General features: G+C 69.3%; 24 protein-coding genes. 14 read left to right on the forward strand and 10 right to left on the reverse strand.

All coding sequences use genetic code 11. The features are described from left to right. The first annotated feature begins 221 nt into the window (after positions 1–221). The 6 genes from ACQYVW_RS08495 (at position 222) to ACQYVW_RS08520 (ending at position 4,456) form a co-directional block, all read left to right on the forward strand. The gene (locus ACQYVW_RS08495) at positions 222–1,016 is read left to right on the forward strand and encodes an ABC transporter ATP-binding protein (protein ID WP_434946685.1); all 795 of its coding nucleotides are present in this window, start codon (positions 222–224) and stop codon (positions 1,014–1,016) included. Then, on the forward strand, positions 1,016–1,765 hold the full coding sequence (locus tag ACQYVW_RS08500) for an MlaE family lipid ABC transporter permease subunit (protein WP_434946686.1): 750 nt from the start codon (positions 1,016–1,018) through the stop codon (positions 1,763–1,765). Before ACQYVW_RS08495 ends, ACQYVW_RS08500 begins: the two co-directional genes overlap by 1 nt. Positions 1,766–1,831: 66 nt before the next feature. Then, a complete protein-coding gene (mlaD, locus tag ACQYVW_RS08505; RefSeq protein ID WP_434933195.1) occupies positions 1,832–2,365 on the forward strand; it encodes an outer membrane lipid asymmetry maintenance protein MlaD in 534 nt (177 codons plus the stop codon). Continuing rightward, positions 2,362–3,033 carry an MlaC/ttg2D family ABC transporter substrate-binding protein gene (locus ACQYVW_RS08510; RefSeq protein WP_434933194.1) on the forward strand — a complete coding sequence of 224 codons (672 nt, stop codon included), beginning with the start codon at positions 2,362–2,364 and terminating at the stop codon, positions 3,031–3,033. The genes mlaD and ACQYVW_RS08510 overlap by 4 nt, the downstream gene beginning before the upstream one ends. Before the next feature lie 17 nt (positions 3,034–3,050). After that, positions 3,051–3,320 carry an STAS domain-containing protein gene (locus ACQYVW_RS08515; RefSeq protein ID WP_434933193.1) on the forward strand — a complete coding sequence of 90 codons (270 nt, stop codon included), beginning with the start codon at positions 3,051–3,053 and terminating at the stop codon, positions 3,318–3,320. A 32-nt stretch (positions 3,321–3,352) separates the two neighbouring features. Next, positions 3,353–4,456: an MlaA family lipoprotein gene (locus ACQYVW_RS08520; protein WP_434946687.1), complete on the forward strand. Its 1,104-nt coding sequence runs from the start codon at positions 3,353–3,355 to the stop codon at positions 4,454–4,456. A 16-nt stretch (positions 4,457–4,472) separates the two neighbouring features. On the opposite strand, the gene ACQYVW_RS08525 is transcribed toward ACQYVW_RS08520, so the two are convergent. From ACQYVW_RS08525 to ACQYVW_RS08545, 5 genes are all read right to left on the reverse strand, one after another. Continuing rightward, complete coding sequence (locus tag ACQYVW_RS08525; RefSeq protein WP_434946688.1) at positions 4,473–6,056, reverse strand: DNA recombination protein RmuC; 1,584 nt, start codon at positions 6,054–6,056, stop codon at positions 4,473–4,475. A 224-nt stretch (positions 6,057–6,280) separates the two neighbouring features. After that, positions 6,281–6,640, reverse strand: coding sequence for a GFA family protein (locus tag ACQYVW_RS08530; RefSeq protein WP_434946689.1), 360 nt, complete (start codon positions 6,638–6,640; stop codon positions 6,281–6,283). 169 nt (positions 6,641–6,809) lie between these two features. After that, positions 6,810–7,130 (reverse strand): hypothetical protein, encoded by a 321-nt coding sequence (locus tag ACQYVW_RS08535; protein ID WP_434946690.1) that lies wholly within the window; start codon positions 7,128–7,130, stop codon positions 6,810–6,812. A 69-nt stretch (positions 7,131–7,199) separates the two neighbouring features. Continuing rightward, complete coding sequence (locus ACQYVW_RS08540; RefSeq protein WP_434933187.1) at positions 7,200–7,373, reverse strand: hypothetical protein; 174 nt, start codon at positions 7,371–7,373, stop codon at positions 7,200–7,202. A gap of 445 nt (positions 7,374–7,818) precedes the next feature. Beyond that, entirely contained in the window at positions 7,819–8,631 is an 813-nt protein-coding gene (locus ACQYVW_RS08545; protein WP_434933186.1) for a trypsin-like peptidase domain-containing protein, read from the reverse strand. Positions 8,632–9,399: 768 nt separating this feature from the next. On the opposite strand from ACQYVW_RS08545, the gene ACQYVW_RS08550 reads away from it, so the two are divergent. Beyond that, positions 9,400–10,401: an integron integrase gene (locus ACQYVW_RS08550; protein WP_434946872.1), complete on the forward strand. Its 1,002-nt coding sequence runs from the start codon at positions 9,400–9,402 to the stop codon at positions 10,399–10,401. Here ACQYVW_RS08550 and ACQYVW_RS08555 read toward each other — a convergent pair. Beyond that, positions 10,361–10,840 carry an Lrp/AsnC family transcriptional regulator gene (locus ACQYVW_RS08555; RefSeq protein WP_434946691.1) on the reverse strand — a complete coding sequence of 160 codons (480 nt, stop codon included), beginning with the start codon at positions 10,838–10,840 and terminating at the stop codon, positions 10,361–10,363. The genes ACQYVW_RS08550 and ACQYVW_RS08555 overlap by 41 nt on opposite strands. A 158-nt stretch (positions 10,841–10,998) precedes the next feature. Between ACQYVW_RS08555 and phhA the strand changes: the two genes are divergently transcribed. The 3 genes from phhA (at position 10,999) to ACQYVW_RS08570 (ending at position 16,111) form a co-directional block, all read left to right on the forward strand. Beyond that, complete coding sequence (phhA, locus tag ACQYVW_RS08560; protein WP_434946692.1) at positions 10,999–11,892, forward strand: phenylalanine 4-monooxygenase; 894 nt, start codon at positions 10,999–11,001, stop codon at positions 11,890–11,892. A gap of 243 nt (positions 11,893–12,135) precedes the next feature. Further along, positions 12,136–13,332 carry an amino acid aminotransferase gene (locus tag ACQYVW_RS08565; protein WP_434946693.1) on the forward strand — a complete coding sequence of 399 codons (1,197 nt, stop codon included), beginning with the start codon at positions 12,136–12,138 and terminating at the stop codon, positions 13,330–13,332. A gap of 652 nt (positions 13,333–13,984) precedes the next feature. Continuing rightward, on the forward strand, positions 13,985–16,111 hold the full coding sequence (locus ACQYVW_RS08570; protein ID WP_434946873.1) for a TonB-dependent receptor family protein: 2,127 nt from the start codon (positions 13,985–13,987) through the stop codon (positions 16,109–16,111). On the opposite strand, the gene ACQYVW_RS08575 is transcribed toward ACQYVW_RS08570, so the two are convergent. Beyond that, positions 16,042–17,508: an FAD/NAD(P)-binding protein gene (locus tag ACQYVW_RS08575; RefSeq protein ID WP_434946694.1), complete on the reverse strand. Its 1,467-nt coding sequence runs from the start codon at positions 17,506–17,508 to the stop codon at positions 16,042–16,044. The two genes, ACQYVW_RS08570 and ACQYVW_RS08575, sit on opposite strands and share 70 nt — an antisense overlap. 140 nt (positions 17,509–17,648) lie before the next feature. Here ACQYVW_RS08575 and ACQYVW_RS08580 point away from each other — a divergent pair, with 140 nt between their 5' ends. Next, positions 17,649–18,353, forward strand: coding sequence for a 2OG-Fe(II) oxygenase (locus ACQYVW_RS08580; RefSeq protein ID WP_434933175.1), 705 nt, complete (start codon positions 17,649–17,651; stop codon positions 18,351–18,353). 30 nt (positions 18,354–18,383) lie between these two features. Here the strand turns inward: ACQYVW_RS08580 and ACQYVW_RS08585 are convergent, their stop codons facing one another. The 3 genes from ACQYVW_RS08585 to ACQYVW_RS08595 all read right to left on the reverse strand — a co-directional run bounded on the left by ACQYVW_RS08585 (position 18,384) and on the right by ACQYVW_RS08595 (position 21,056). After that, positions 18,384–18,824: a response regulator gene (locus tag ACQYVW_RS08585; RefSeq protein WP_434933174.1), complete on the reverse strand. Its 441-nt coding sequence runs from the start codon at positions 18,822–18,824 to the stop codon at positions 18,384–18,386. After that, positions 18,814–19,863, reverse strand: a complete 1,050-nt coding sequence (locus ACQYVW_RS08590) for a PAS domain-containing sensor histidine kinase (RefSeq protein ID WP_434933173.1) — start codon at positions 19,861–19,863, stop codon at positions 18,814–18,816. Before ACQYVW_RS08590 ends, ACQYVW_RS08585 begins: the two co-directional genes overlap by 11 nt. A gap of 92 nt (positions 19,864–19,955) precedes the next feature. After that, positions 19,956–21,056: a PA0069 family radical SAM protein gene (locus ACQYVW_RS08595; protein WP_434946695.1), complete on the reverse strand. Its 1,101-nt coding sequence runs from the start codon at positions 21,054–21,056 to the stop codon at positions 19,956–19,958. Positions 21,057–21,113: 57 nt separating this feature from the next. Here ACQYVW_RS08595 and cls point away from each other — a divergent pair, with 57 nt between their 5' ends. The 3 genes from cls to ACQYVW_RS08610 all read left to right on the forward strand — a co-directional run bounded on the left by cls (position 21,114) and on the right by ACQYVW_RS08610 (position 23,755). Continuing rightward, positions 21,114–22,559, forward strand: a complete 1,446-nt coding sequence (cls, locus tag ACQYVW_RS08600) for a cardiolipin synthase (protein ID WP_434946696.1) — start codon at positions 21,114–21,116, stop codon at positions 22,557–22,559. Between the two features lie 136 nt (positions 22,560–22,695). After that, positions 22,696–22,974: a hypothetical protein gene (locus ACQYVW_RS08605; protein ID WP_434933170.1), complete on the forward strand. Its 279-nt coding sequence runs from the start codon at positions 22,696–22,698 to the stop codon at positions 22,972–22,974. Positions 22,975–22,999: 25 nt separating this feature from the next. Then, positions 23,000–23,755, forward strand: a complete 756-nt coding sequence (locus ACQYVW_RS08610; protein ID WP_434946697.1) for a pyridoxine 5'-phosphate synthase — start codon at positions 23,000–23,002, stop codon at positions 23,753–23,755. Positions 23,756–23,757 lie beyond the last annotated feature (2 nt).

Raw genomic sequence — 23,757 nt, forward strand, 5'->3', positions numbered from 1 at the left:
GCCAGGCGCGACAGGGCTCGCCGGCGGACCGCCCGCGTCGTCGCATCGCCAGGGTCATCGGATGCGCCCCCTTCAATCACCATGCGAGGACGGGACAACGGGTGCATCCCGCGAGGCCAGCGGCGGCGCGGCGCGCCGAGGTGAAAACTTCGTCAAGGTTCAGCCACGCTGCGCCATGCTGCGCGGCTGCCGGCAGCTGCCGGATGTTTCGTCGCGCCCCCATGACCGACGCCTCCAACGACTCCATCGCCGTGCGTTTCGACGCCGTCCGCCTCGACCGCGGCGGACGCACGATCCTGTCCGGCATCGACCTGTCCGTGCCGCGCGGCAGCGTCACCGCCGTGCTGGGCCCGTCGGGCAGCGGCAAGTCGACCCTGCTGGCCGCGCTCACCGGCGAGCTGGTGCCGGCGGCCGGTCGCGTCGAGGTCTTCGGCCAGGCGGTTCCGCAGCGACAGCGCGCGCTCCTGGAGCTGCGCAAGTCGATCGGCGTGCTGCTGCAGGGCAACGGCCTGCTCACCGACCTCACCGCGGCCGAGAACGTCGCCCTGCCCCTGCGCACGCATACGAAGCTGCCGCGCGAGGTGATCGATCGCCTGGTCGAGATGAAGCTGCATGCCGTGGGCCTGCGCTCGGCCGCCGGCCTGTATCCACGCGAGCTGTCCGGCGGCATGGCCCGCCGCGTCGCGCTGGCGCGCGCCATTGCGCTGGATCCGCCGCTGATGGTCTACGACGAACCCCTGACCGGGCTCGACCCCATCGCCTCGGGCGTGATCATGAACCTGGTGTCCGAACTCAACGACCGGCTCGGACTGACCAGCATCATCGTCACCCACCACGTGCACGAGACCCTGCCGATCTGCGACCACGCGGTGGTCATCGCCAACGGTGGCATCGTATTCGCTGGCACGCCCGCGCAGCTGCAGGCCAGCGACGATCCGCTGGTGGGACAGTTCCTGCGCGGCGAACCCGACGGCCCCATCGCCTTCGACAGCGCCCGGCGCATGGAGGTGGCGTGATGGCCTTCGCCGGTGCCTTGCGTTCGGTCGGTCGCGCCGGCCTGTTCTCGCTGTCGGTGCTGCGCGCCTCGAAGCCGACCGCCGACTTCTTTGCCGAGCTCACCCGCGAGATCTACAAGGTGGGCGCACGCTCGCTGCCGATCATCGCCGTCGGCGGCGCCTTCGTCGGCCTGTCGCTGACCCTGCTCGGTTTCCGCGCGCTCGAGACCTACGGAGCCTCCAACCAGGTCAGCGTGCTGATCGGCCTGGGCCTGTACCGCGAACTGGCGCCGGTGCTGACCGCTCTGCTGTTCGTCGGCCGGGCCGGCTCCTCGATCGCCGCCGAGCTGGGCCTGATGCGCGCCACCGACCAGATCACCGCGCTCGGCCTGATGGCGATCGACCCGGTGGGCAAGGCCGTCGCGCCGCGCTTCTGGGCGGCGGTGTTGACCGTGCCGCTGCTGGTCGGTTTCTTCGCCAGCTTCGCCATCGCCGCCAGCTGGTTCCAGGCGGTGCAGGTGCTCGGCATCGACAACGGCAGCTTCTGGCAGATCATGAAGGACGCGGTGGATTTCCACGGCGACTTCGTGCCCGCCTTCGCCAAGGCGGCGGTGTTCGGCGGCACCGCGGCGCTGGTGGCGTCTTACGTGGGCTACCACGCCGAACCCACCATCGAGGGCACCTCGGTGGCCACCACCCGCGCCGTGGTCAATGCCTCGCTGCTGGTGCTGATGTTCAACTTCGTGCTGTCGGCCTTCCTGTTCCGGTGACCGGCATGCATCCGTCCCCGTCCTTCGCAATGCACGCACCGCCGCTCGCGGCGACGAGGTAATCCAATGGCAACCCGTGGCCCCCGTCTCGAATTCGCCGTCGGCGCCTTCCTGGTGCTGGCGCTGGCATCGCTGCTGGTGCTGGCGATCGCCTCCACCAACGGCCGCTTCGGGCTGTCGGGCGACAGCTACGCGCTGACCGCCCGCTTCACCCAGATCGGCCAGCTGCGACCCAATGCGCCGGTGAAGATCGGCGGCGTGACCATCGGCCGGGTGGCGAAGATCGACCTCGATCCGGTGAAGTTCGATTCCATCGTCACGCTCGCCATCGACGAGCGCTTCAACGAGATCCCCATCGACACCTCGGCCGGCATCCTCACCGGCGGCCTGCTGGGCGAAAGCTATGTCGGCCTGCAGCCCGGCGGCGACATGGAAGTGTTCAAGCCGGGCGAGGAACTGGTGTTCACCACCCCGGCCGTGGACCTGATCCAGATGGTCGGCAAGTACATGTTCAGCGGCGGCGGCGACAATGCCGCGCCCGGCGACTCGCAGCCCGCGCCCGCCGCGCCCCCCGCTCCGGAAGAAGGAACGACCCCATGATCCGCATTCCCCGCAACGCCCTGGCGCTGGCCCTGGCCGCAACCTTGCTCGCCGCCGCGCCGGCCCTGTCCTTCGCCCAGACCCCGCCCGCGCCGGCTGCGGCGGCGAACATGCAGGGCTCGCCCAGCGAACTGGTGCTGGACAACACCAAGCGCGTGCTGGAAACCATCGAATCGCGCCGCGCCGAGTTCAGCCGCGACCGCGCCGCCCTGCAGCGCTTCGTCAGCGGCGAGTTCGAGACCATGTTCGACCGCGACTACGCCGCGCGGCAGGTGCTGGGCCGCCACGGCCGTGGCGCCTCCGACGCCGACGTGAAGGCCTTCGGCGACGCGCTCGCCGACAACCTGATGCGCCGCTACGGCTCGTCGCTGATCGACTTCAACACCCGCCTGCGCGTGCGCATCAAGTCCGAGACGGCGCTGCCGCGCGGCCTGGGCGTCAAGGTCTCCAGCGAACTGCTGCGCCAGGGTGGCGAGCCGATCCCGGTCGATTACCTGATGCGCCGCGCCGGCAGCGGCTGGCGCGTGTTCGACGTGATGGTCGAGGGCGTGTCGTTCGTGCAGACCTTCCGCCAGCAGTTCGACGGCGAGCTGCAGCGCAAGTCGATCGCGCAGGTGACCCAGGAACTGCGCAGCGGCCAGATTTCCGCCGACGCTGGCGCCAACTGATGGCGCAGGCGGCCTCCGTGCGCCGCGACGGGACCACGCTGGCGTTCGCCGGCGCGCTCTCGCGCGAGGCCGTGGCGGCACTGTGGCCGCAGGCGCGTGCGCTCGCTTCGGGTACGGAACGCTTCGATCTGTCGGCGGTGTCGTCGGTCGACAGCGCGGGCCTTGCCCTGCTGGTGGAACTGGCGCAACGTGGCGATGGCGTCGAGGTGAGCGGCGACCCCCCGGGCCTCGACGGCCTGCGCCGCGCCTACCGCCTGTCCCCCACCCTGACATTCGCGCGGGCATGACGTCCGCGCCGCAGTTTCGACGGACCGTTCCAATGAGCCATCCCCCGCGCCGCGCTCCGCGCCTGTTCCTGCTCCTGCCGTTGCTGTTGCTGGCCGCGTGTGCGGGCAGCGGCGGCACCCGTCCCGACAGCGCCGCAGGCGTGCAGGTGCCGCCGCCTGCGGCCGCCGCGACGGACGGCAGTGCAGCCATCGCGGCCGACGACGCGACCGCGTTCGCGAGCGACGCCGTTCCGTCGCCCGATGCATCGACCGCGACCGCTGCCGCGGCAACCGACGTCGCGCCGGCGGAGACGGCCCAGGCCGGCGACCCCACGGCCAGCCCCCAGGCCGCGCCCACCCAGGCCGAACTCGACTACGCCACGATCTACGGCCCCTCGCCCTACGACCCGGTCGCCGATCCCAGCCTACCCGCGCCTGCGCAGCTGCCGGCCAGCTACGACCCCTGGGAGAACTGGAACCGCAAGGTCCATCGCTTCAACAACGCCGTCGACCGCACCGTCGCCACGCCGCTGGCGCGCGCCTACATGAAGGTGGTGCCGCGCCCGGTGCGCCTGGGCGTGGGCAACTTCTTCAACAATCTCGGCCAGCCGGTGAGCGCGTTGAATGCGCTGCTGCAAGGCCGTCCGGGGCAGGCCGGGCAGTCGCTCGGCCGTTTCCTGCTCAACGCCACGGTCGGCATCGGCGGCATCTTCGACCCGGCCACCGCGGCCAACATCCCCAACCGCAGCGAGGATTTCGGCCAGACCCTGGGCGTGTGGGGCTGGACCAACTCGCGTTACGTGGAGCTGCCGCTGTTCGGGCCACGCACCCTGCGCGACACCTTCGGCCTGGTCGGCGACGCGCCGCTATCGCCCACGCGCCAGATCGAGGACGACGGCACCCGCTACTTCCTCCAGGGCCTGCAGCTGGTGGACCTGCGCACCCAGCTGTTCGCGGTGGACGCGATGCGCCAGGGCGCGGCCGACGAGTACGCCCTGGTGCGCGACGCCTGGATGCAGCGCCGCCACTACCAGATCCAGTCCGATCGTCGCAGTGACCAGGGCGACGAACTGCCCGACTACCTGCTCGACGACGAGGCCAACCCGACCGTGCCGGTCGACGTGATGCCGATCGTGCCGCTGTCGCCGACGCCCTGAACCGGGCCGCGCGCGGCTAGGGTTCGTCCTCGCCAGCGGCGAGGTCGGGCCCATCTTCGGGCTCTGCGTCGGCCCCCAGCAGGGCCTGCGTCTGCTCCACCGACAGCGATTCCACGCCGCGCAGGCGGCGTTCGATGGTGCGCGTCTTGCGGCTGGCCTCGCCCAGGCTGCGGCCCACCGTGCTGACCTGCTTTTCGGCCTTTTCGAGGATGCCGGCGAACTTGCCGAACTCGCTCTTCACCGCGCCGAGCAGCTTCCAGACCTCGCTCGAACGTTGCTCGATGGCCAGGGTGCGGAACCCCATCTGCAGGCTGTTGAGCAGGGCGGTCACCGTGGTCGGGCCCGCGATGACGATGCGGTATTCCCGCTGCAGCGCGTCCACCAGCCCCGGTCGGCGGATGGTCTCGGCATACAGCCCCTCGGTACACAGGAACATCACCGCGAAATCGGTGGTATGCGGCGGCACCACGTACTTGTCGCTGATCGACTTGGCCTGAAGCCGGATCACCCGCTCCAGCTGCGCGCCCTGCACGCGCACCGCATCGACATCGCCCGACTCCTGCGCGTCGATCAGCCGCTCGTAGTCCTCGCGCGGGAACTTCGCGTCGATCGGCAGCCACACTGGCGCGTCGCCCTCGCCCCGGCCCGGCAGCTTCACCGCGAAATCCACCGCCTCCGCGGAATCCGGACGCACCCGCACGCTGCGCGCGTACTGGTCCGCGACCAGGGTCTGCTCGAGGATGTTGTCCAGCTGCACCTCGCCCCAGCCGCCGCGGCTCTTGACGTTGGTGAGCACGCGCTTGAGGTCGCCCACGCCGGTGGCCAGCTGCTGCATCTCGCCCAGCCCGCGCTGCACCTGCTCCAGCCGCTCGGACACCAGCTGGAACGACTGCCCCAGCCGCGTCTCCAGCGTGGTCTGCAGCTTCTCGTCCACGGTCGCCCGCATCTGCTCGAGCTTCTGCGCGTTGTCGGCCTGCAGCCGCTGCAGCTGCTGGTCGAGCGTGGCGCGCATCTCGCCGATGCGCTGCTCGCTGCGCTGGGTGAGTTCGGACAGGCGCAGCCCCAGCGCCTCGGCGAAGCGCTGCTGCTGGCCGCCGGCCTCCTCGCGCGACCGCACCATCTCCTCGCCCAGCCCCTGGCGCAGCGCCGCCATGCCGGCGTCCACGCGTGAGATCAGGTCCGCCTGCTGCTGCGCGAAGGCCTGGATACGCGCCTCCTGCTGCCGGCCGAACGCGTCCATCTGTTCGCGCATTTCCTGCAGCCGCTCGCCCAGGGTCCCGCCGAACCGATGCTGCTGCTCGGCATGTTCGGTGCGCGCCCTGCGCGCGTCCTCGGTCAGCGCCTCCCGCAGCACATCCAGCCGCTGGTCGGTCCGCGTGGCCAGGTCGTCCAGGCGACGGCCGAACGCATCGATGCGCAGCTCCTGCGCAGCGGACAGACTGTCCAGCTGTTGGCGCAGCTCGCCCCGCCCCTCGCGCTGCTCCTCGCGCAGCGCCCGCTCCAGGTCCTGGCCAGGCCGGCGCAGCACCAGCACGGCCAGCAGTACCACGGCCAGCACCAGCAGCCCGGCGATCGCGATCAGCAAGGTCATCGAATCCATGGCGCCAGTCTAGGGCGTCGGGGTCTCACCGGGTGAGCCGGTCGCTCATGGAACGGGCGACGCGGCGGCGCGGCAGCATTGCGAGGAGGCAGGCCGGCTGCTGCTGGAAAGATCACTGTGGGCGTAGTGGCCGCTGTCGATACCGGGTCGAAGGCGCGGCAGCCGATCGAGCCGGCCCGCGCGGCGACGTCGTCTTGCGTGGATCGCCCGACCGCAGGCGCGATCTAGTCCAGGTACTTGCCGCTGGAGGCGCCGTCCAGGTGCCGAAGCCGGGCAGCCGCCAGAACTTCAGGCGGAAGCAGCCTTGCGTTGATGCCGCGCCGCTTGCGCCTGAGGTTGCGGGGAACCCAATGCGTGACGCAGCCGCAGCGGGAACAACGGTGGAAATCGACGTGGCGACCATTCCAGGCGTAGGTATCGGTCAGGGAGCCGTCCGATGGAAGAGCAAGGTCGCTCACATCGTAGTAGGCCCAGAGCACGCCATAACTTCTGCAAAGCGAGCAGTTGCAGTCGGTGACCTCGGAAGGATAGTCGGCCACTTCGATGCTGACTGCGCCGCAGTGACAGCTGGCGATCTTTCTCATGTCTGGATCTCTCGACAGCAACGCGAGGCTGGAGGCAAGGCGCGGATCGGAGCGGCATCGGTCTGGTACAAACTGTCAGATGCCGCGGGTTAACAAACAAGCGCCAGACCCCATGCTGCCCAGGAATACAGAAGTGAGTTGGCGGACCGGAGCGGGATCACTTGGTGTGTCAATTCACCCGCGCACTCTGGAATCTTTCGGCGCCGAGCGCAATCCAGACGGCTACGCACAAAGACGCGATGATCGCGCCCCCAAGAAACAGCAACGCGAACCCCGGGACGTGATACGAAGCGGAGCCTCCGACCAGGAAAGCAACCGGCAAGAGAAGAAGTCTGTCTCCTGCCCAGCGGTGCAGCGCGGCTGGATCAGAGACCCGGGCGTAATCAACGACGTTGAGCACCTTTGATTTGCCGGCGAAGCGCACCGCCAGAGCCGCCGCAAGGAGGATCGGCACCAGGGCGAGTTGGACGATTGAGAGGACAGCTTCCATGCGGCCTAACGCTCGAGTTAAGCCGTACCACGAAGTGGCATCGGCTTGAATGAACCATCAGGCCGCAGACTAAGCCGCGCCCTTGCGATCCGGCAAGTAGCGCGGAACTTTTTGCTGAAGCAGCCGAACAAGGTTCGGCGCCATGTACTCGTATTGGTCTGGAATGCCAAGAACGACCACCCGCTTGCCGCGCAGTTGCGGCTGGAACCTGGCCGAGATCTTGGCCCGGTGCACCGACTCCATGACGACCAAATCTGCGCAACCCGAACCGAACGACGCCCGACCAAGCGTGCAACCTATAAGAGAACGACGGCAACCACAGCCAAGCACGCCAAGCCGAAGAGGAACGTGGCGATCCGTTGCCAGGTCCTTGCCGTGCGATTCTTAGCGAGAACATAGGCCGAAAGAAGAACAACGACCAGTAGACCGACCAGTCCTGCCACAAGTGTCCATGTAGCAGCGTTCCAGATGAGTGAATTCGCTGGGTACGTGAAGAGGACCGCGGCTGCAGCAAGGGTAGCGCCGACAGCCGCGAAGGTGAGAAAGCTTAGGGATATGAACTTGCGCATTGCTGCCATCGGCGCCTAACGCCAGAATTAAGCCGACTTGCGTAGTGGAGGCGAAAACATGGCAAGGTTTTTCTGACATGTTTTTGCCGGAACGAAGCAAGTTCGGCTTGAATGAATTGTTAGGCCTGCGCTGCGGTGACGCCACTGGCCACGCCATCGATAATCTCATTGATTACTCGTGCCTTCCATACGACGCCAAGCTGCGCTTTGGACTCGTCTGCGCCGATGCGTCCCGAGTACACACCGATAAAGTTGCGTATTCGCCCAATGATCTCGGCGCCAGTCATCTGTCCACCTGATGCGCCGTGGAGGCCGACACGCTGCATCACGACTGGCGAACCAGAGAGGCCAGACCTAGTTGCTGTGTCAATGAGAAGCTTGGGAAGATGTTCCAAATCCACGTCGGGTTCGGATGCCACGCTTGCGCGTTTCCAGATTGGCAACTGAAGCTGCGTAATGTCAGAGAACGGGTAGCCGACCACGAAGGCATCATCCGCAACGGCGGTTCCGTAGGCGGTGTCGAAGTCGATCTTGTTAATAGGGAATATCTGGTACTCGGCGTTGATTGCGGATGGCAATGGAATAGCAACTACGTCGACGGCACTGCCATGAACGGGGTGGGAAAGCCACAAGTGATCTTGCATGGCTTCGTCGCTGTAGAGTGGAAGATGCTCACGACGGCATACCCCTGGGTTGTCCTTTGTGCGGAATAGAGTGGACACCATGTCCGGGACCGCTAGCGTGTCTGAAAGACAGGTGCCGTCAATCGGACTGCGCCCCGTTACGTTATGCCAGTTGGTGATCAGGTAGTTGGCCCCGTTCCTCTCGTAGATAAAGCCTGTTCCGGAAGACAGCACTGCGTCGGTTGGACGAAAGCACAAGTGCAGGTGATGCGTCGTAAGGGATACGGGATCTGTGACGATTGCGGGCATATGTCAAAGTAGGCCTAACGCCTTATGTCTTGAGTTTCCCCTAGCCTAAGAGCCGAGCCGCGAAGCGGCTTCGGCTTGAATGAATTGTTAGGCGCTGAGCTGGATTGGCAAACCACCAGTGCCTTTGAGTGGTGCGGATGCCAGTTGGTATCACGAACCTGCAACTTGAACTGCAAGTCATTGCCTGGATTAGGCCAACGGCTTGTACTAACAGTGAACTCAGCGCGATCCCCAGGGCCCAAGCTCACCTCATGTGTGGGAGGCATGGAATGCTCAAGGACGACCTGCCACGGCGAGAAGTCTTGGGACTCGGGCTTTGCCGAAAGAATATCGAATGCGTCCGGGAACAGCTTGTAGGGCGGCCCTGAGGCGCCGTACGTACGAAAAGCAACCTTTTGATCGGAGTTGTTGGCAATCACTATGCGCGTGTCGTAGCCGACCAGCGGAGCGAGGCAAGGAACAGGAGTGGGCTCAATCAGCACGCCGATAGGTGGCTCAGCTGATACGTGAGCGCAGCTGGCGATTGCCAATAACGATGCGAGAAGGACCGGTCTCATGCGCCTAACGCCTAGTAGTCCCCAAAAGCGGGGAGTAGCGCCGAGTATTCAGCCTCGCGTGGCGCCGGTCAATTCAGTGAAATCCTACCCCAGACCAGGGACTTGCCCGGCTCCCACTGCCTTTGCCCGGGCGGCATCCTGCAATAACGCACCCGCGGGAACGCGGGAGTATTTTTTATCGACACGGAACTGTCTGATAAGCATGGACGCGATGGAATCGCGTGCGCCGCGGTTATTCGACGAGGTTCGTCGCAGGATGCGGTTGCATCATTACAGTCTGCGCACGGAACGCGCCTATCTGGGCTGGATCCGGAGGTTCATCCTCGCCAACGGGCGCCGCCACCCGCGCGATCTGGGCGGCCGCGAGGTCGAACATTTCCTCAGCACCCTCGCGGTCCAGGGCAAGGTCGCGGCGAGCACCCAGAACCAGGCGCTGTCGGCGCTGCTGTTCCTGTACCGGGAGGTGCTGGAAGTGCGGCTGCCGTGGATGGAGGATGTGGTCCGCGCGAAGCGGCCGGCGCGGCTGCCGGTGGTGCTGTCGCAGGCACAGGTAGCGTCGCTGCTGGCCTGCATGGATGGGCGCACCGGGCTGGTCGCGCGCCTGCTGTACGGCACCGGGCTGCGCCTGATGGAGGGGTTGCGTCTCCGGGTCAAGGACCTCGACTTCGCGCGCAACGAGATCACGGTCCGCGACGGCAAGGGCGGGCGCGACCGGCGCACGCTGCTGCCGGCTTCGCTGGTGCTTCCGCTGCAGGAGGAGGTCGAACGTGCGCGGATCCTGCATCGGGGCGATCTCGACGCCGGCTTCGGCGAGGCCTGGCTGCCGCATGCGCTGGCGCGCAAGTACACGGGGGCGGGCCGCGAGTTCGCATGGCAGTACGTCTTCCCGGCGCTGCGTCGGTCGGTCGATCCGCGGGACGGGTGCGTCCGGCGGCATCACATCGACGATGCCAGCCTGTCGCGTGCGATCCGGCGGGCGCGGCTGCGCGCGGGGATCGACAAGCCGGTGTCCGCGCATACGCTGCGACACTCCTTCGCCACCCACCTGCTCGAGGCCGGCTACGACATTCGCACGATCCAGGAACTGCTGGGCCACAAGGATGTGGCCACCACGCAGATCTACACGCATGTCCTCAACCGCGGCGGCCGCGGCGTGCTCAGCCCGCTCGACCTCACGCCGGTGCCGGCAGCGGCAGCCCGCGAAACGCCTTGACCGTGCGCAGCACGAAGCTGGAGTTGACGTCGGCCACGCCGGCCTGCGCCAGCAGCTTGTCGAGCAGGAAGCGCGAGAAATGCTCCAGGCCCCCGACTGCCACGTGCAGCAGGTAATCCATGTCGCCGGTAAGGGCGTGGCAGGCCACGACCTCCGGCCAGTCGTTGACATGGGCGGCGAAGGCGGCGATCGAGGCGGCATCGTGGCGGGCCAGATGCACCCGCACGAAGGCCTGCAGGCCCAGCCCCAGGCGCTCTCCGTCGAGTTCGGCGCGGTAGCCGGCAATCACGCCCTCCCGCTCCAGCCGCTGCACCCGCCGCAGGCAGGCGGAGGCCGACAGATGCACGCGCTCGGCCAGTTCGGCATTGGTCTGGCGCCCGGCACGCTGCAGTTCGGCCAGGAGCAGCAGATCGGTGCGATCGAACTGGATGCCGTTCATTCCGTGCTCCATTCATTGAAATCACGCAATGATCCTGCGCCATCTTGGCCAAGGCACGCAACTTCGCAAGCCTGTTGCGCGGGCGGGCCGCTAACCTGCATTGGCAATCCCACCCGCGCCCGCCGCCATGGCGAAGGCGCCCGCGCCGGAGATTCCTCATGTCCCTGCAGCAGCCGCGCCGCGTCGAGAACCTGCACACCGACAAGGGCAAGGTGCCCGTCTATGCCACCGGCGTCGTCGAGCAACCCTGGGACGACTATTCTGAGACCGACCACGCCACCTGGGCGACGCTGTTCGCGCGTCAGCGGGAGATCCTGGTGGGCCGCGCGAGCAGCGCCTTCCTGCGCGCGCAGGACGCCATGGGCATGACGCCGCACGCGATTCCGAAGTACGCCGAGCTCAATCGTGCGCTGGGCGAGGCGACCGGCTGGCAGCTGATCGGGGTGGAGGGCCTGCTGCCGGAGCTGGACTTCTTCGACCACCTGGCCAACCGCCGCTTCCCGGTAACCTGGTGGATCCGCACGCCCGACCAGATCGACTACATCGAAGAGCCCGACCTGTTCCACGACCTGTTCGGCCATGTGCCGCTGCTGATGGATCCGCTGTTCGCCGACTACATGCAGGCGTATGGCCGCGGCGGGGTGAAGGCGCACGCCATCGGCCCCGATGCGCTGCAGAACCTGACGCGGCTGTACTGGTACACGGTCGAGTTCGGGCTGATCCGCGAAGCTGGCGGGCTGCGCATCTACGGCAGCGGCATCGTCTCCTCGAAGGGCGAGTCGATCCATGCGCTCGAAAGCGATGCGCCCAACCGCATCGGCTTCGACCTGGAGCGGATCATGCGCACGCGCTACCGCATCGACACCTTCCAGAAGACCTACTTCGTGATCGACAGCTTCGAGCAGCTGATCGAGGCCACGCGTCCGGACTTCACCCCGATCTATGCAGCCCTGGCCAGCCAGCCTTCGATCCCGGCGGGGGAGGTGCTCGATACCGACCAGGTCGTGCACCGCGGCAGCGGCGAGGGCTGGGCAAGCGACGGCGACGTCTGAGGTCCGGGCCGGTCGCCTTCCCTGCGCCGCCCGATCCACACGCGGCTGGGCGACCAGCCGCGCCGACGCGGCGCGCACCCTCCCGGCCACGACGGGATGGACGCACGGATCGGCAAAGCGTGCCTGCACGCGCGGACGGTTCCATTCGCAACAGGCGGGGTCGGCGAACCTGCAACTGCTAGAATCACGCGGTTTTTCGCCGCGCGCCGGCGCCCTCCCCTCCTTACTGCGACGACTGCTGCCGTGTCCTTTTTCGCGAACGTTGAACTGGTCCCCGGTGATCCGATCCTGGGCCTGACCGAGGCGTACAACGCCGACACCCGCGCCACCCGCGTCAATCTCGGCGTGGGCATCTACTACGACGAAGACGGCCGCATCCCGGTGCTGCGCGCGGTGCAGCAGGTGGAGCGCCGGCTGGCCGAGCAGAGCAAGCCGCGTGGCTACCTGCCGATCGACGGCATGCCCGACTACACCCGGGCCACCCGCGACCTGCTGTTCGGCGCCGATGCGCCGCTCGTGGCCGAAGGCCGCGCCGCCACGACCCAGACCATCGGCGGCAGCGGCGCGCTGCGCGTGGGCGCGGAGCTGCTCAGGAAGACGCTGCCCACCGGACGCATCGCGATCAGCAACCCGAGCTGGGAGAACCATCGCGCCGTGTTCGGTGCAGTCGGCTTCGAGGTGGTGGACTACACCTATTTCGACGCGGCCACGCACGGGCTGGACTTCGACGGCATGCTGGCCGACCTGCGCAGGCTGGAGGCCGGCACGGTGGTGCTGCTGCACGCCTGCTGCCACAACCCCACTGGCGCCGACCTCACGCCCGCGCAGTGGGAGCAGGTGATCGCGCTGCTGCACGAGCGCGACCTGTTTCCCTTCATCGACATGGCCTACCAGGGCTTCGACCAGGGCATCGCCGAGGACGCGCTGGCGATCCGCCTGCTGGCCGCCTCGCCGATCCGCAACTTCGTGGTCGCCAGCTCGTACTCGAAGTCGTTCTCGCTGTACGGCGAGCGTGTGGGCGCGCTGACCGTGGTCAGCGACAACGCCGACGAGAGCAAGCGCGTGCAGTCGCAGATCAAGCGCCTGATCCGCGCCAACTACTCCAGCCCGTCCACGCACGGCGCAGCGCTGGTGGCCGGTGTGCTCAACGACCCGGCGCTGCGCGCGCAGTGGGAAGAAGAGCTCGGCCAGATGCGTACGCGCATCCACGCCCTGCGCGCCGGCCTGGTCGAACGCCTGGCCGCGAACGGCGCGCCCCAGTACGGCTTCATCGAACGCCAGGCCGGAATGTTCTCCTATTCCGGCCTGTCGCGGACGCAGGTAGAGCGGCTGCGCGAGGAGTTCGGCATCTACGCCGTCGGCACCGGCCGCATCTGCGTGGCGGCGCTGAGCGCGCGCAACCTCGACTATGTGGCGCAGGCGGTGGCCGCGGTCAGCTGAGCCATGCGCGATCCAGCCGAACCGCGATGTTCGGCTGGTGGCGACGGGCGCAGGATCGGTAGCGCGCACCAGCGACGGTGCGCGCAGGGAAGACGTATGGCGATGCCGGTGGCCGTTTCGAATCCGGCGGCCGGCCCCCGGGCCACCCGCACCGGCAGGTGCGGGCAGCGCCTCCATGATGGTGCCCCCGTCGTTCGCAGCGCTTGGCGCGTGCTTCGTCGACACGTCCCGCGTCCCAAGGTCTGCTCGCGCTGTCATCGGGCAACCTCGCTCCGGGCGTTGGCAACGCCGCCGTCTTCAAGTGCACAACGCATCCATGCGGCAGAGAGATGCGTGGGGTGGGGCCGGACGCCTGACCCGGACGCCCTACACGCACGGCCGCCCGCATCGTTCGGCATGCTGCGCGTGCGTGTGCGGTCGAAGCTGCTCTACGGCTCGGTTGTCTGTTCGGTCCGGCGGGGCGTGATCCGACACATGCCCAACACCGCCGCGCGCTCGACCGATCCACTCGCCCGCCCCGCTCCGTCCCGGACGCCCACGGCCTTGGCGCTCCCCACCCAGCACGGCTCGTTCATGCCGCCCACAGGACACTGTCTCGATGACCTTGCCTTCCCCGCTGATGCCTGCGACCTGTCCCCTGCAGCGCCGCCCGTTGCGCCACCGTCCTGTTCTGGGCCTGCTCTGCGCGCTGCCGGCCGGCGCTCTCTCGGCCCAAGGGCTCGCCGACCCGGTGATGCTCGACCGCATCGAAGTCACCGCCGCACGGCTGCAGCATGTCGCCCCGTTCGATGTGCCGGCCTCGTTCGACCGGATCGTGCTCGACGGCGGCGAAGCGCGCGCCGGCGTGTCCCTGTCCGAAGCGCTGTCGGGCGTGCCCGGCCTCGCGGCGCGCGAGCGGCAGAATTTCGCCCAGGACACGCAGCTGTCGATCCGCGGCTTCGGCGCCCGTTCCACCTTCGGCGTGCGCGGGCTGCGCCTGTACGTCGACGGGATCCCGGCCACCATGCCGGACGGCCAGGGGCAGGTTTCGCACGTGGTGATGGCCGCGGCCGAACGCATCGAGGTGCTGCGGGGCCCGTTCTCGGCGCTGCACGGCAATTCCTCGGGCGGCGTGGTGCAGGTCTTCAGCGCCGACGGCGAATCGCCCACGCGCGGCCACCTGCAGGCCAGCGTCGGACGTGACGCATCGCGCGCGGTGGCGGCCAGCCTGCGCGGCGCCGGTGCCACCGTCGGCTATGCGCTGGCCGCGAGCCACTTCGACACCGACGGCTGGCGCGACCACAGCGCGGCGCGGCGCAGCTGGCTCAACCTGAAACTGCACGCCGACCTGCCAGGCGGGGGCCGCGTGCAGCTGGTGGGCAACCATTTCGACGCCCCGGACGCACGCGACCCGCTGGGCCTGGCCTGGGACCAGGTGCAGGCCGATCCGCGCCAGGCCGCTGCCGTGGCCACCCAGTACGACACCCGCAAGTCGGCGAGCCAGGACCAGGTCGGCCTGCGCTGGCAACAGCCGCTGGGTGGTGGCCATGCGCTCGAGGCGATGGGCTATGGCGGCCAGCGCACCATCGAGCAGTATCTGTCGGTGCCGGTGGGGGCGCAGGGCAATCCGCTCAGCTCAGGCGGTGTGATCGACCTGGACAACGACTACGGCGGGCTCGACTTGCGCTGGCGCTGGGCCGGATCGCTGGGCGGACGCGCGCTCGAGTTCACGGCCGGCGGCAATGCCGACCGCCAGCGCCAGCATCGCCGCGGCTACGAGAACTTCGTCGGCGACACGCTGGGGGCACGCGGCGCCTTGCGGCGCGACGAACGCAACCGCGTGGACAGCCGCGACCTCTACGCGCAGGCCTGGTGGCAATTCGCCGAAGACTGGTCGCTGCTGGCTGGCGTGCGCCGCAGCCAGCTGCGCTTCCTGTCCGACGACCGCTACGTCACCGGATCGAACCCGGACGACAGCGGCCGCGTGGACTATGCCGAGACCACGCCGGTGCTGGGCCTGAGCTTCGCGCCTGCGCAGGACTGGCGGCTCTATGCATCGGTCGGTCGCGGCTTCGAGACGCCGACCTTCAACGAGCTGGGCTATCGTGCCGATGGCGGCGCCGGACTGGCGTTCGACCTCGCGCCGGCGACCAGCCGCAACCTGGAGCTGGGCGCGAAATGGCGCGCCGATTCGGGCGCCCATGTGGCGGCCGCGCTGTTCCGCGCCGACACCGAGAACGAACTGGCCGTGGCGCGCAACGTAGGCGGTCGCAGCAGCTATCGCAATGCCGGGCGCGCACGGCGCCAGGGCGCGGAACTGTCGGCGGCGCTGCCGCTGGGCGAAGCCTGGTCGCTGCAGTTGGCCGCGACATGGCTCGATGCGAGCTTCCGCGACGGCTTTCCAATCTGTACCGGCGCGGGCTGCACCGATCCTTCGGTCCTGGTCGCAGCCGGCACGCCGGTGCCGGGCACGGCGCGCCGGCAGGGACATGCGCGCCTGCAGTGGCAGCCACGCGACTGGACGCTCGCGCTCGAGGCGACGGGCAGCGCGTCGATGGCGGTCAGCGATACCGGCGCCCGGCATGCGCCGGGCTACGTGCTCGCACACCTCGAGGCCGCGCGCAGCTGGTCCACCAGCCACGGCCGCCTGCGCGGTTTCGCGCGCGTGGACAACGTGTTCGACCGCACCCATGTCGGCTCGGTGATCGTCAACGAAGGCAATGGCCGCTATTACGAACCGGGCGCCGGTCGCGGGCTGCTGCTGGGCTTGCGCTGGGACTGGCAGGCCAGCGCCGACTGAGTCGCGTCTTCGGCCCGGACCATGTACCCGGTCGTCGGCACGGCCTGCTCCTGCGCGCTGCGCGCCAGAAGCACGCGCGCCAGCCTGGCCGCCGCGACCCGCAGTTCCGGGACGGCGGTGATTTCCCAGTAGCGGCCGCGCAGCAGCGGGCCGAGGGCGTACAGGCCCTGCACCGCTTGCCCGCGCGCATCGAGGACCTCGAGCGCATCGCCGGTATCGAGTCCCAGCCCCTGCGCGTCGGCACGCAGCATGCCCGACTCGCGCAGCTGCGCCAGCAGCGGATGCGTGGTGCGCGCCACGTCGGTGTTGAGACCGGTGGCGCGCAGCAGCACGTCGTAGCGCTCGTGGCGCACGTCGGAGGCGCCGCGCGCGCGGATCAGTACCGATACGCAGTCGTCGGCGCGCCCGGCCCGCACCAGTCGGCCGCTGAGGATGCGCAGCTGGCCGGCCGCGCGCAGCGCGTCGATGTGGGCGGCGACCGGCGGCGCCAGCCGGTGCCGTGCCACTTCCCACCATGAACGCAGGTGGCGCAGGAACTGCCGCCGCTGCGGCTCGCCCAGCCCTTGCCAGAGCGCCTGCGTATGCGGGCGCAGCGCATCCACAAGCGCGCGCCAGTCCACCAGCTTGGACAGCGCGCGGATGCGTCGCAGCAGCTCGTGCAGGTCGTGTTCGGCCAGCGCCTGCAACAGGGCCGGCGGCAGCTCGACCTGCGGGAGCGGCTGTTCGGGATGCTGCCGGGGCAGCAGGCCGTGCCGCGACAACCCGTCGATCGGCCCGCGGTGGCCGCGCTGGCGCAAGGTCGCCAGGACATCGGCCATGGTCAGGCCGGTGCCGACCACCAGCACCCGTGCATCCGGATCGATCCGCTCGATCGCATGCTCCTGCCAGGGCCAGCCGATATAGCTCGGATGCACGGCCAGGCGGGGACCGACGCCGGCCAGCGGCGGAGGCGGCAGCGCGCCCACGGCCAGCACCACCTGGTCGCTGATGATGGCCGCGCCGTCCTCCAGGCGCACCGCGAAGCCGCGTTGCAGGCGCTCGATCGCGACCACCTCGCGGCGCACCGCGTGCACCCGCGCGCCGGGCGCCTGCAGCAGGGCGTGGACGCGGTCGCGCAGGTAGTCGCCGTACAGCTGGCGCGGCAGGAAAGCGCTGCGGCCGCGGTCGCCGAGGTTGAACCAGTCGGCGAAGTCCTCCGGCTGGTCCGGCGACAGGCCCAGCTCGCGCGCACGCACGTTGAGCACGTGCTCGGGCCGCGATTCGCCATAGGCCACCCCGCCGCCATAGCCGCGCTCGACGCCGACCAGGTGGATATGGGCGTGGTCCGGCGCGATGCGCTGCAACGCGGCCGCCAGCGCGACGCCCGAAAAGCCCGCACCCACGATGGTGATCCGCATCTGCCGCTCCCGTCGTCCTGGACCCGTCCTGTTTACGCAGCGGCGACGGCGCGCGCGTAAAGCCCGCGTTATCCGCGCAGGCGGATTGGTTGGAGGCACATTGCCGATCGGCATGAGGCCGACGGCGCTAGAATCGGCCCGTGCACGCGAACGACTTCATTGAGGTGTATCCGGGCGCGCTGCCGGCGGAAGCCTGCGCGGCCATCGTCGAGCGGCTGCGCGGCAGCGATGCGCTGCAGCCGGGCCGGGTGGGCGGCGGCGTGCATCCGGAACTCAAGCACAGCCGCGACCTGTCGATCAGCGACCGTCCCGACTGGGCCGATGTCGCGCAGGCGCTCAACGTCGCGGTGTACGCGGGCCTGCTGTCCTACCTGCGCCGTTATCCCCAGGCCCTGATCGCCCCGTTGATGCTGCAGCAGCCCGATGGCGCCGGCGGCCTGCGGCGTCTGGCGGCCGAGGACATCGCCGCGCTCGACGACCGTGCGCTGGGCCAGCTGGCGCGCACCTGCCTGCGGCCGGGCCCGGTCAACCTGCAGTGGTACACCGCCGGCGAGGGCGGCTACCCCTACTGGCACTGCGAGCTGTATCCGCGCGCGCCCGATTGCGAAACGCTGCATCGCCACCTGCTGTGGACGCTCTATCTCAACGACGGCTTCGACGACGGCGAGACCGAGTTCCTGTTCCAGCAGCGCAAGGTCGTGCCGCGCACTGGCGACCTGCTGATCGCGCCGACCGCCTTCACCCACACCCACCGCGGCAATCGTCCGCGGGGCGGCGACAAGTGCATCGCTACCAGCTGGATCCTGTTCCAGCGTGCCGAGGCGCTGTACGCGCCGCCGGCGTAGCCCCGCCGCGGACCAGGCGATCCGCCGGACTCAGCCGGCCACGCGCGGCTGGTTGAGCACCAGCCAGTACAGGCCGATCTGCTTGACCACGCCGACGAACTGGTCGAAATCGACCGGCTTGCGGATGTAGCTGTTCACGCCCAGGGCATAGGTGGCCTCGACGTCGAACGGCTCGTCGCTGGTGGTCAGCACCACCACCGGCAGCGCGCGCGTGCGCGCGTCTCCGCGGATCGCCTGCAGCACCTCGCGGCCGTCGAGCTTGGGCAGGTTGAGGTCGAGCAGCACGATCGCCGGGAGCTGCGCGAGGTCGCGCCCCGCGTGCTGCCCGCGCGCGAACAGGTAGTCCAGCGCTTCGGCGCCATCGCGCACCACCACCAGCTGGCGGTCGATCCCGGCCTGGGAGAACGCGATGCGGGTCAGTTCCGCGTCGTCCGGGTTGTCTTCGATCAGCAGGATTTCACTATGCGTCATGACGCTCATCCAGGTCGCGACCGGTGGCGGCCGGCAGGTCGATGAAAAAGGTGCTGCCCTCGCCCGGCCGGGACGTACCCCAGAGCCGGCCGCCATGGCGCTCGGCGATCTGCTGGGCGATCGCCAGGCCCAGGCCGTTGCCGCCCCCCTGCTCCGTTCCGTGCAGGCGCTGGAACGGCACGAACAGCTTGTCAGCATAGCGCATGTCGAAACCGCAGCCGCCGTCGTGCACCGACAGCTGCAGGCGGTCCGCGGTGACCGTGCCCTCGATGCGGATCTCGACGCAATCGCGGGTTGCCGAGAACTTCCAGGCGTTGTGCAGCAGGTGGCCGAGCATGGTCTTGAGCCAGTGCTCGTCGCCCAGCGCGAACAGGTCCTGGGCCACCTCGATACGGGCCGCGCGCGCAGGATGGGCATCGCGCAGTTCGCCGCCGACCCAGTCGCAGAGCAGGCTCACGTCCACGGTGTCCACGCGCAGCGGCTGGCGGCCGGCGCGCAGCAGTTCCAGTACGCCATCCACCAGGCGCTCGGCGCGCTGCGCTGCGGCGCGGATACGGGCCAGGTCGGACTGGCCATCGGCCGACACGGCGCCGGATTCGTCCAGGCGCGCGGCGAATCCGGCGATGCCGCGCAGCGGCGCCCGCAGGTCGTGGGACAGGCCGTGGCCCAGGTATTCCTGCATACGTTCCGTGGCCGCGCGTGCCTGCGCGCCATCATCGGCATCGAGCTGCAGCAGCAGGGCTCCCGAGGGGCCGCCCAGCGGCACCAGCGTAATCCGCCAGCCCGGCTCGCGGCCTCGTGCCATGACGAAGCTGCCGGCGCTTGCCGCATCGTCCAGCGCCATCCCGATGCGCCCGATCGCCTCCGCATCGAACAGGGTCTCGTGCGCGCGCGTGCCCACCAGTTCGGCCGCAGGCCGCCCTACCCGCCCGCACAGCGCGGCGTTCGCCGTCAGCCATCGGCCGTCCGGCGCAAGCAGGGCCAGGCCCGCGTCCGCCTGTTCGAACGCTTCCCGGTACAAGGACTCATCAACCAGCACGGTCGGTCATGATCGAGACGGCGGTGCGCCGGCAGCCGTGAGTTTACGGAAGAACGATGTGCAAGGCCGGTGCACGACCGGCCTGCGCCTGTTCAGAACAGCTGCCCCTGGTCGCCGGCGATCGGCGGTGGACGGAAGCGTTCGCAGTCCAGCGGCGGCATGCGGCCATAGCCGAGCCGGCGCCGCGCGCGCGAGAACCGTGCCTGGATCAGGTCCGCGAACGGCCCCTGGCCGCGCATCCTGGTTCCGTAGCCGCTGTCATAGTCGCGTCCCCCGCGCATCTGCTGCACCAGGCTCATCACGTGGGCGGCGCGCTCGGGATGGTGCAGTTGCAACCATTCGCGCCAGATGTCCTTGAGCTCGTGCGGCAGCCGCAGTAGCACGTAGCCGGCCGACTGCGCGCCGGCTTCGCGCGCGGCCTCGAGGATCGCCTCGATCTCGTGGTCGTTGATCATCGGGATCACCGGCGCGGCCATCACGCCGACCGGCACCCCGGCGTCGGCCACCTCGCGCATCGCCCGCAGCCGCGCGTGCGGCGCGGACGCACGCGGCTCCATCCTGGCCGACAGCTTGTTGTCGAGCGTGGTCACCGAGAAGTGCACGGTCACCAGCCCCTCGCGGGCGAGCGGCGCAAGCAGATCGAGATCGCGCGTGACCAGGGCGTTCTTGGTCAACAGGCTGAACGGGTGGCGGAACTCGGCCATCACCTCGATCAGCGCGCGGGTGATGCGGTAGCGCCGCTCGATGGGCTGGTAGGCATCGGTGTTGATGCCCAGTGCGATCGGGGCGCAGCGATAGCCCTTGCGCGAGAATTCGGCGCGCAGGCGATCGGGGGCGTTGGTCTTGGCGAACAGGCGGGTTTCGAAATCGAGCCCGGGCGACAGGTTCAGATAGGCATGCGAGGGCCGCGCGAAGCAGTACACGCAGCCGTGCTCGCAACCGCGGTAGGGATTGACCGACTGGCCGAAGCCCACGTCCGGTGAATCGTTGCGGGTGACGATGCTGCGCGCGGTTTCCTCGCGCACCTGCGTGTCCGGGTGCGGCGCGGGATCGGTCTCGTCGCGAGCGTGCAGCGAATCCCAGCCGTCGTCCTCGACGTGCACGGTCGCGGCTTCGTAGCGGCCGGGCACGTACGAGGCGGCGCCGCGGCCCTTGACCGGCGCGTTGGCCTCGGCTTTGGCTTTCGTCGCCATCGACATCCGGCTAGCCTAGCGCCCTGGCGTCGCAGCCGACGCGACGACGGATCGATCGTGCCGATTCTCGATTTCCTGCGCGCGGGCTGGGACGCGCTCGCCTCGGTGCCCCACCTGCGCCTGTACCTGACCCTGGGCTGGGCGCTGTACCTGCTGCTGCTGGGCGGCTGGATCATCCTGCAGAAGCGCGAACCGGTGGCGACCGTGAGCTGGCTGCTGGGGCTGGCCCTGCTGCCCTATGTGGGCTTCCTGATCTACCACGTGTTCGGTCCGCAGCGGATCAGGCGCCAGCGCCTGCGCCGCGCCCGGGTTCGCGGCGAACTGCCGTCCCAGGCGCTGGCCGAGAACGAGGAGGTCGCCGAGCTGGCGCGCATGGTGCGCTCGGCGACCGGCCTGCCAATGACCACGGCCGGCGACGTGCGCCTGCTGGTGGACGGCGCCGCCAAGTACGACGCCCTGCTGGAAGACATCGCCCGCGCCCGCGACCACATCCACCTGGAGTACTACATCTGGCATCCCGACCAGAGCGGCACCGCCCTGCGCGATGCGCTGGTCGAGCGTGCGCGGGCCGGGGTGAAGGTGCGGCTGCTGGTCGACGCGCTCGGCGGTGCGCGCTGCCAGCGTTTCTTCGCGGCCCTGGTGGAGGCGGGCGGCGAGCTGGCGTGGTTCCATCCGACGCGTTTCGGGCGCATCTGGCAGCGGCCATGGACCAACCTGCGCAGCCACCGCAAGATCGTCGTGATCGATGGCCGCATCGGCTACACCGGCGGCATGAACGTCACCGACGACCAGAACGACCGGGTCAACGAGGTAGCCTACCGCGACCTCCACCTGCGCGTGGAGGGCAACCTGGTGCGGGCCTTGCAGCTGGTGTTCGTCGAGGACTGGGCCTACGCCACCGGAGAGCGCGAGTTCATCGGTGAAGTGGCGCGGCAGACGCCGCCGCTGCCGCGCGGCGGGATCTGCGCGCAGGTGATCACCTCCGGGCCGGACTCGCACTGGGAGGCGATCCATCGCGCGCATGTCGGCGCGATCCACGCCGCGCGCGAGCGGGTCTGGCTGGTCACGCCCTACTTCGTGCCGGGCGAGGCGGCGATGATGGCGCTGAGCTCGGCGGCACTGGCCGGCCTGGACGTGCGCCTGCTGGTGCCGCGCATGAGCGACTCGCGGCTGGTGACGCTGGCCGCGCGTTCCTACTTCGGGCCGCTGCTGGTGGCCGGGGTGAAGATCTACGAGTACGGGCCGCGGATGCTGCATACCAAGGCGCTGCTGGTGGACGAGCGCACGGTCCTGATCGGCAGCGCCAATTTCGACCATCGCAGCTTCCGCCTCAATTTCGAGGTCTCGGTGCTGTTCGACGATGCGCGCCTGTGCGGCGAGCTGGCACAGCTGATCGAGGGCGAGCTGGCCAGCGCCCCGCGCGTGCGCCAGGGCCGGCATCGCAGCCTGCTGGGTGCGCGCCTGCCCGAAGCGCTGGCACGGCTGTTGTCGCCGCTGCTGTAGCGCTTCGGCGCCTGGAGGCCGCGGTCCGGCGGTCCGGGCGGGAGGCCGCGACCAGCGGCCACGGTAGCCGGCCAGACGGCAGGCATGGGCCGGACTTGGGGTTAGACTTTGTCGACGCCCGCAGCGGAGCCTGCCCATGCCCTGGTTGTTCCTGTTGCTCGCGGTCGCCGCGCTGGCGATCGCCTTCATGACCTCGTCCATGGCACTGGTGGTGGTCTGCCTGGTCGCGGCGCTGGTCCTGCTCGGTCTGTGGATCCTGGGCCTGCTGTCGCAGCGCATCGATACCCAGAGCCGCGACGACAGCCAGATGCTCGATCCGCGCGAACTGCAGCGGCTGCGCGAGCTGGCCGAAGCGCGGCGCGCCGCTGCCGCGGGTCCCACGCCGGCCACGGCCGACGAGTCGCAGGCAGGGTGAGCATGCGCGTCGGGCCGGACGGAGCATGAGCTGCCGCCTCAGCGTCAACCTCAACAAGATCGCGGTGCTGCGCAACTCGCGCGGAGGCAGCGAGCCCGATCTGCTGCGCGCCGCCCGCACCTGCCTGGATGCCGGTGCGCACGGAATCACCGTGCACCCGCGGCCGGACGCACGCCACACGCGCCACGACGACGTGCTCGCACTGGCCGCGCTGGCCGAGACACGCGGCGTCGAGTTCAACCTCGAAGGCAACCCGTTCGCGCCGCCGCGCGCCGGCTATGCCGGCTTCCTGGCACTGTGCGAACAGGTGCGGCCGGCGCAGGCGACCCTGGTGCCCGACGCGGACGCCCAGCTCACGTCCGACCACGGTTTCGATTTTGCGCGTGACGAGGCCGCCCTGAGGCCCCTGGTTGCGCGACTCAAGGCCCTCGGCTGCCGGGTCAGCCTGTTTGCCGACGCGGGCTGCGACACCGCGCGCGCGGCCGCGATCGGCGCCGATCGCATCGAACTCTATACCGGCCCCTGGGCCGAGGCCTTCGCCGCCGGCCGCGGCGTCGAGGTGTTGCCCGCCTTCGCCCACACCGCGCGGGCCGCACGCGATGCCGGCCTCGGGCTCAATGCCGGCCACGACCTCAGCCAGTCCAACCTGGGCGCCTTTCTCGCAGCCGTGCCCGGCGTGGAGGAGGTCTCGATCGGCCACGCCCTGATCGGCGAGGCGCTCTACGAAGGCCTCGCCACCACGGTGTCCCGCTACCTGGCGATCATCGACGGCGCCAGCTGAGC

Source organism: Luteimonas campi (assembly GCF_051162505.1).
GTDB lineage: Bacteria > Pseudomonadota > Gammaproteobacteria > Xanthomonadales > Xanthomonadaceae > Luteimonas.

Coding starts and splice junctions, on each gene's coding strand:
- ACQYVW_RS08535 (WP_434946690.1), bottom strand. CDS start 7,130: ATGGAAGCTGTCCTCTCAATCGTCCAACTCGCCCTGGTGCCGATCCTC.
- ACQYVW_RS08495 (WP_434946685.1), top strand. CDS start 222: ATGACCGACGCCTCCAACGACTCCATCGCCGTGCGTTTCGACGCCGTC.
- ACQYVW_RS08520 (WP_434946687.1), top strand. CDS start 3,353: ATGAGCCATCCCCCGCGCCGCGCTCCGCGCCTGTTCCTGCTCCTGCCG.
- ACQYVW_RS08550 (WP_434946872.1), top strand. CDS start 9,400: ATGGAATCGCGTGCGCCGCGGTTATTCGACGAGGTTCGTCGCAGGATG.
- ACQYVW_RS08545 (WP_434933186.1), bottom strand. CDS start 8,631: ATGCCCGCAATCGTCACAGATCCCGTATCCCTTACGACGCATCACCTG.
- ACQYVW_RS08530 (WP_434946689.1), bottom strand. CDS start 6,640: ATGAGAAAGATCGCCAGCTGTCACTGCGGCGCAGTCAGCATCGAAGTG.
- ACQYVW_RS08555 (WP_434946691.1), bottom strand. CDS start 10,840: ATGAACGGCATCCAGTTCGATCGCACCGATCTGCTGCTCCTGGCCGAA.
- ACQYVW_RS08595 (WP_434946695.1), bottom strand. CDS start 21,056: ATGGCGACGAAAGCCAAAGCCGAGGCCAACGCGCCGGTCAAGGGCCGC.
- mlaD (WP_434933195.1), top strand. CDS start 1,832: ATGGCAACCCGTGGCCCCCGTCTCGAATTCGCCGTCGGCGCCTTCCTG.
- ACQYVW_RS08585 (WP_434933174.1), bottom strand. CDS start 18,824: ATGACGCATAGTGAAATCCTGCTGATCGAAGACAACCCGGACGACGCG.
- ACQYVW_RS08610 (WP_434946697.1), top strand. CDS start 23,000: ATGAGCTGCCGCCTCAGCGTCAACCTCAACAAGATCGCGGTGCTGCGC.
- ACQYVW_RS08500 (WP_434946686.1), top strand. CDS start 1,016: ATGGCCTTCGCCGGTGCCTTGCGTTCGGTCGGTCGCGCCGGCCTGTTC.
- ACQYVW_RS08540 (WP_434933187.1), bottom strand. CDS start 7,373: ATGGAGTCGGTGCACCGGGCCAAGATCTCGGCCAGGTTCCAGCCGCAA.
- phhA (WP_434946692.1), top strand. CDS start 10,999: ATGTCCCTGCAGCAGCCGCGCCGCGTCGAGAACCTGCACACCGACAAG.
- ACQYVW_RS08575 (WP_434946694.1), bottom strand. CDS start 17,508: ATGCGGATCACCATCGTGGGTGCGGGCTTTTCGGGCGTCGCGCTGGCG.
- ACQYVW_RS08525 (WP_434946688.1), bottom strand. CDS start 6,056: ATGGATTCGATGACCTTGCTGATCGCGATCGCCGGGCTGCTGGTGCTG.
- ACQYVW_RS08605 (WP_434933170.1), top strand. CDS start 22,696: ATGCCCTGGTTGTTCCTGTTGCTCGCGGTCGCCGCGCTGGCGATCGCC.
- ACQYVW_RS08510 (WP_434933194.1), top strand. CDS start 2,362: ATGATCCGCATTCCCCGCAACGCCCTGGCGCTGGCCCTGGCCGCAACC.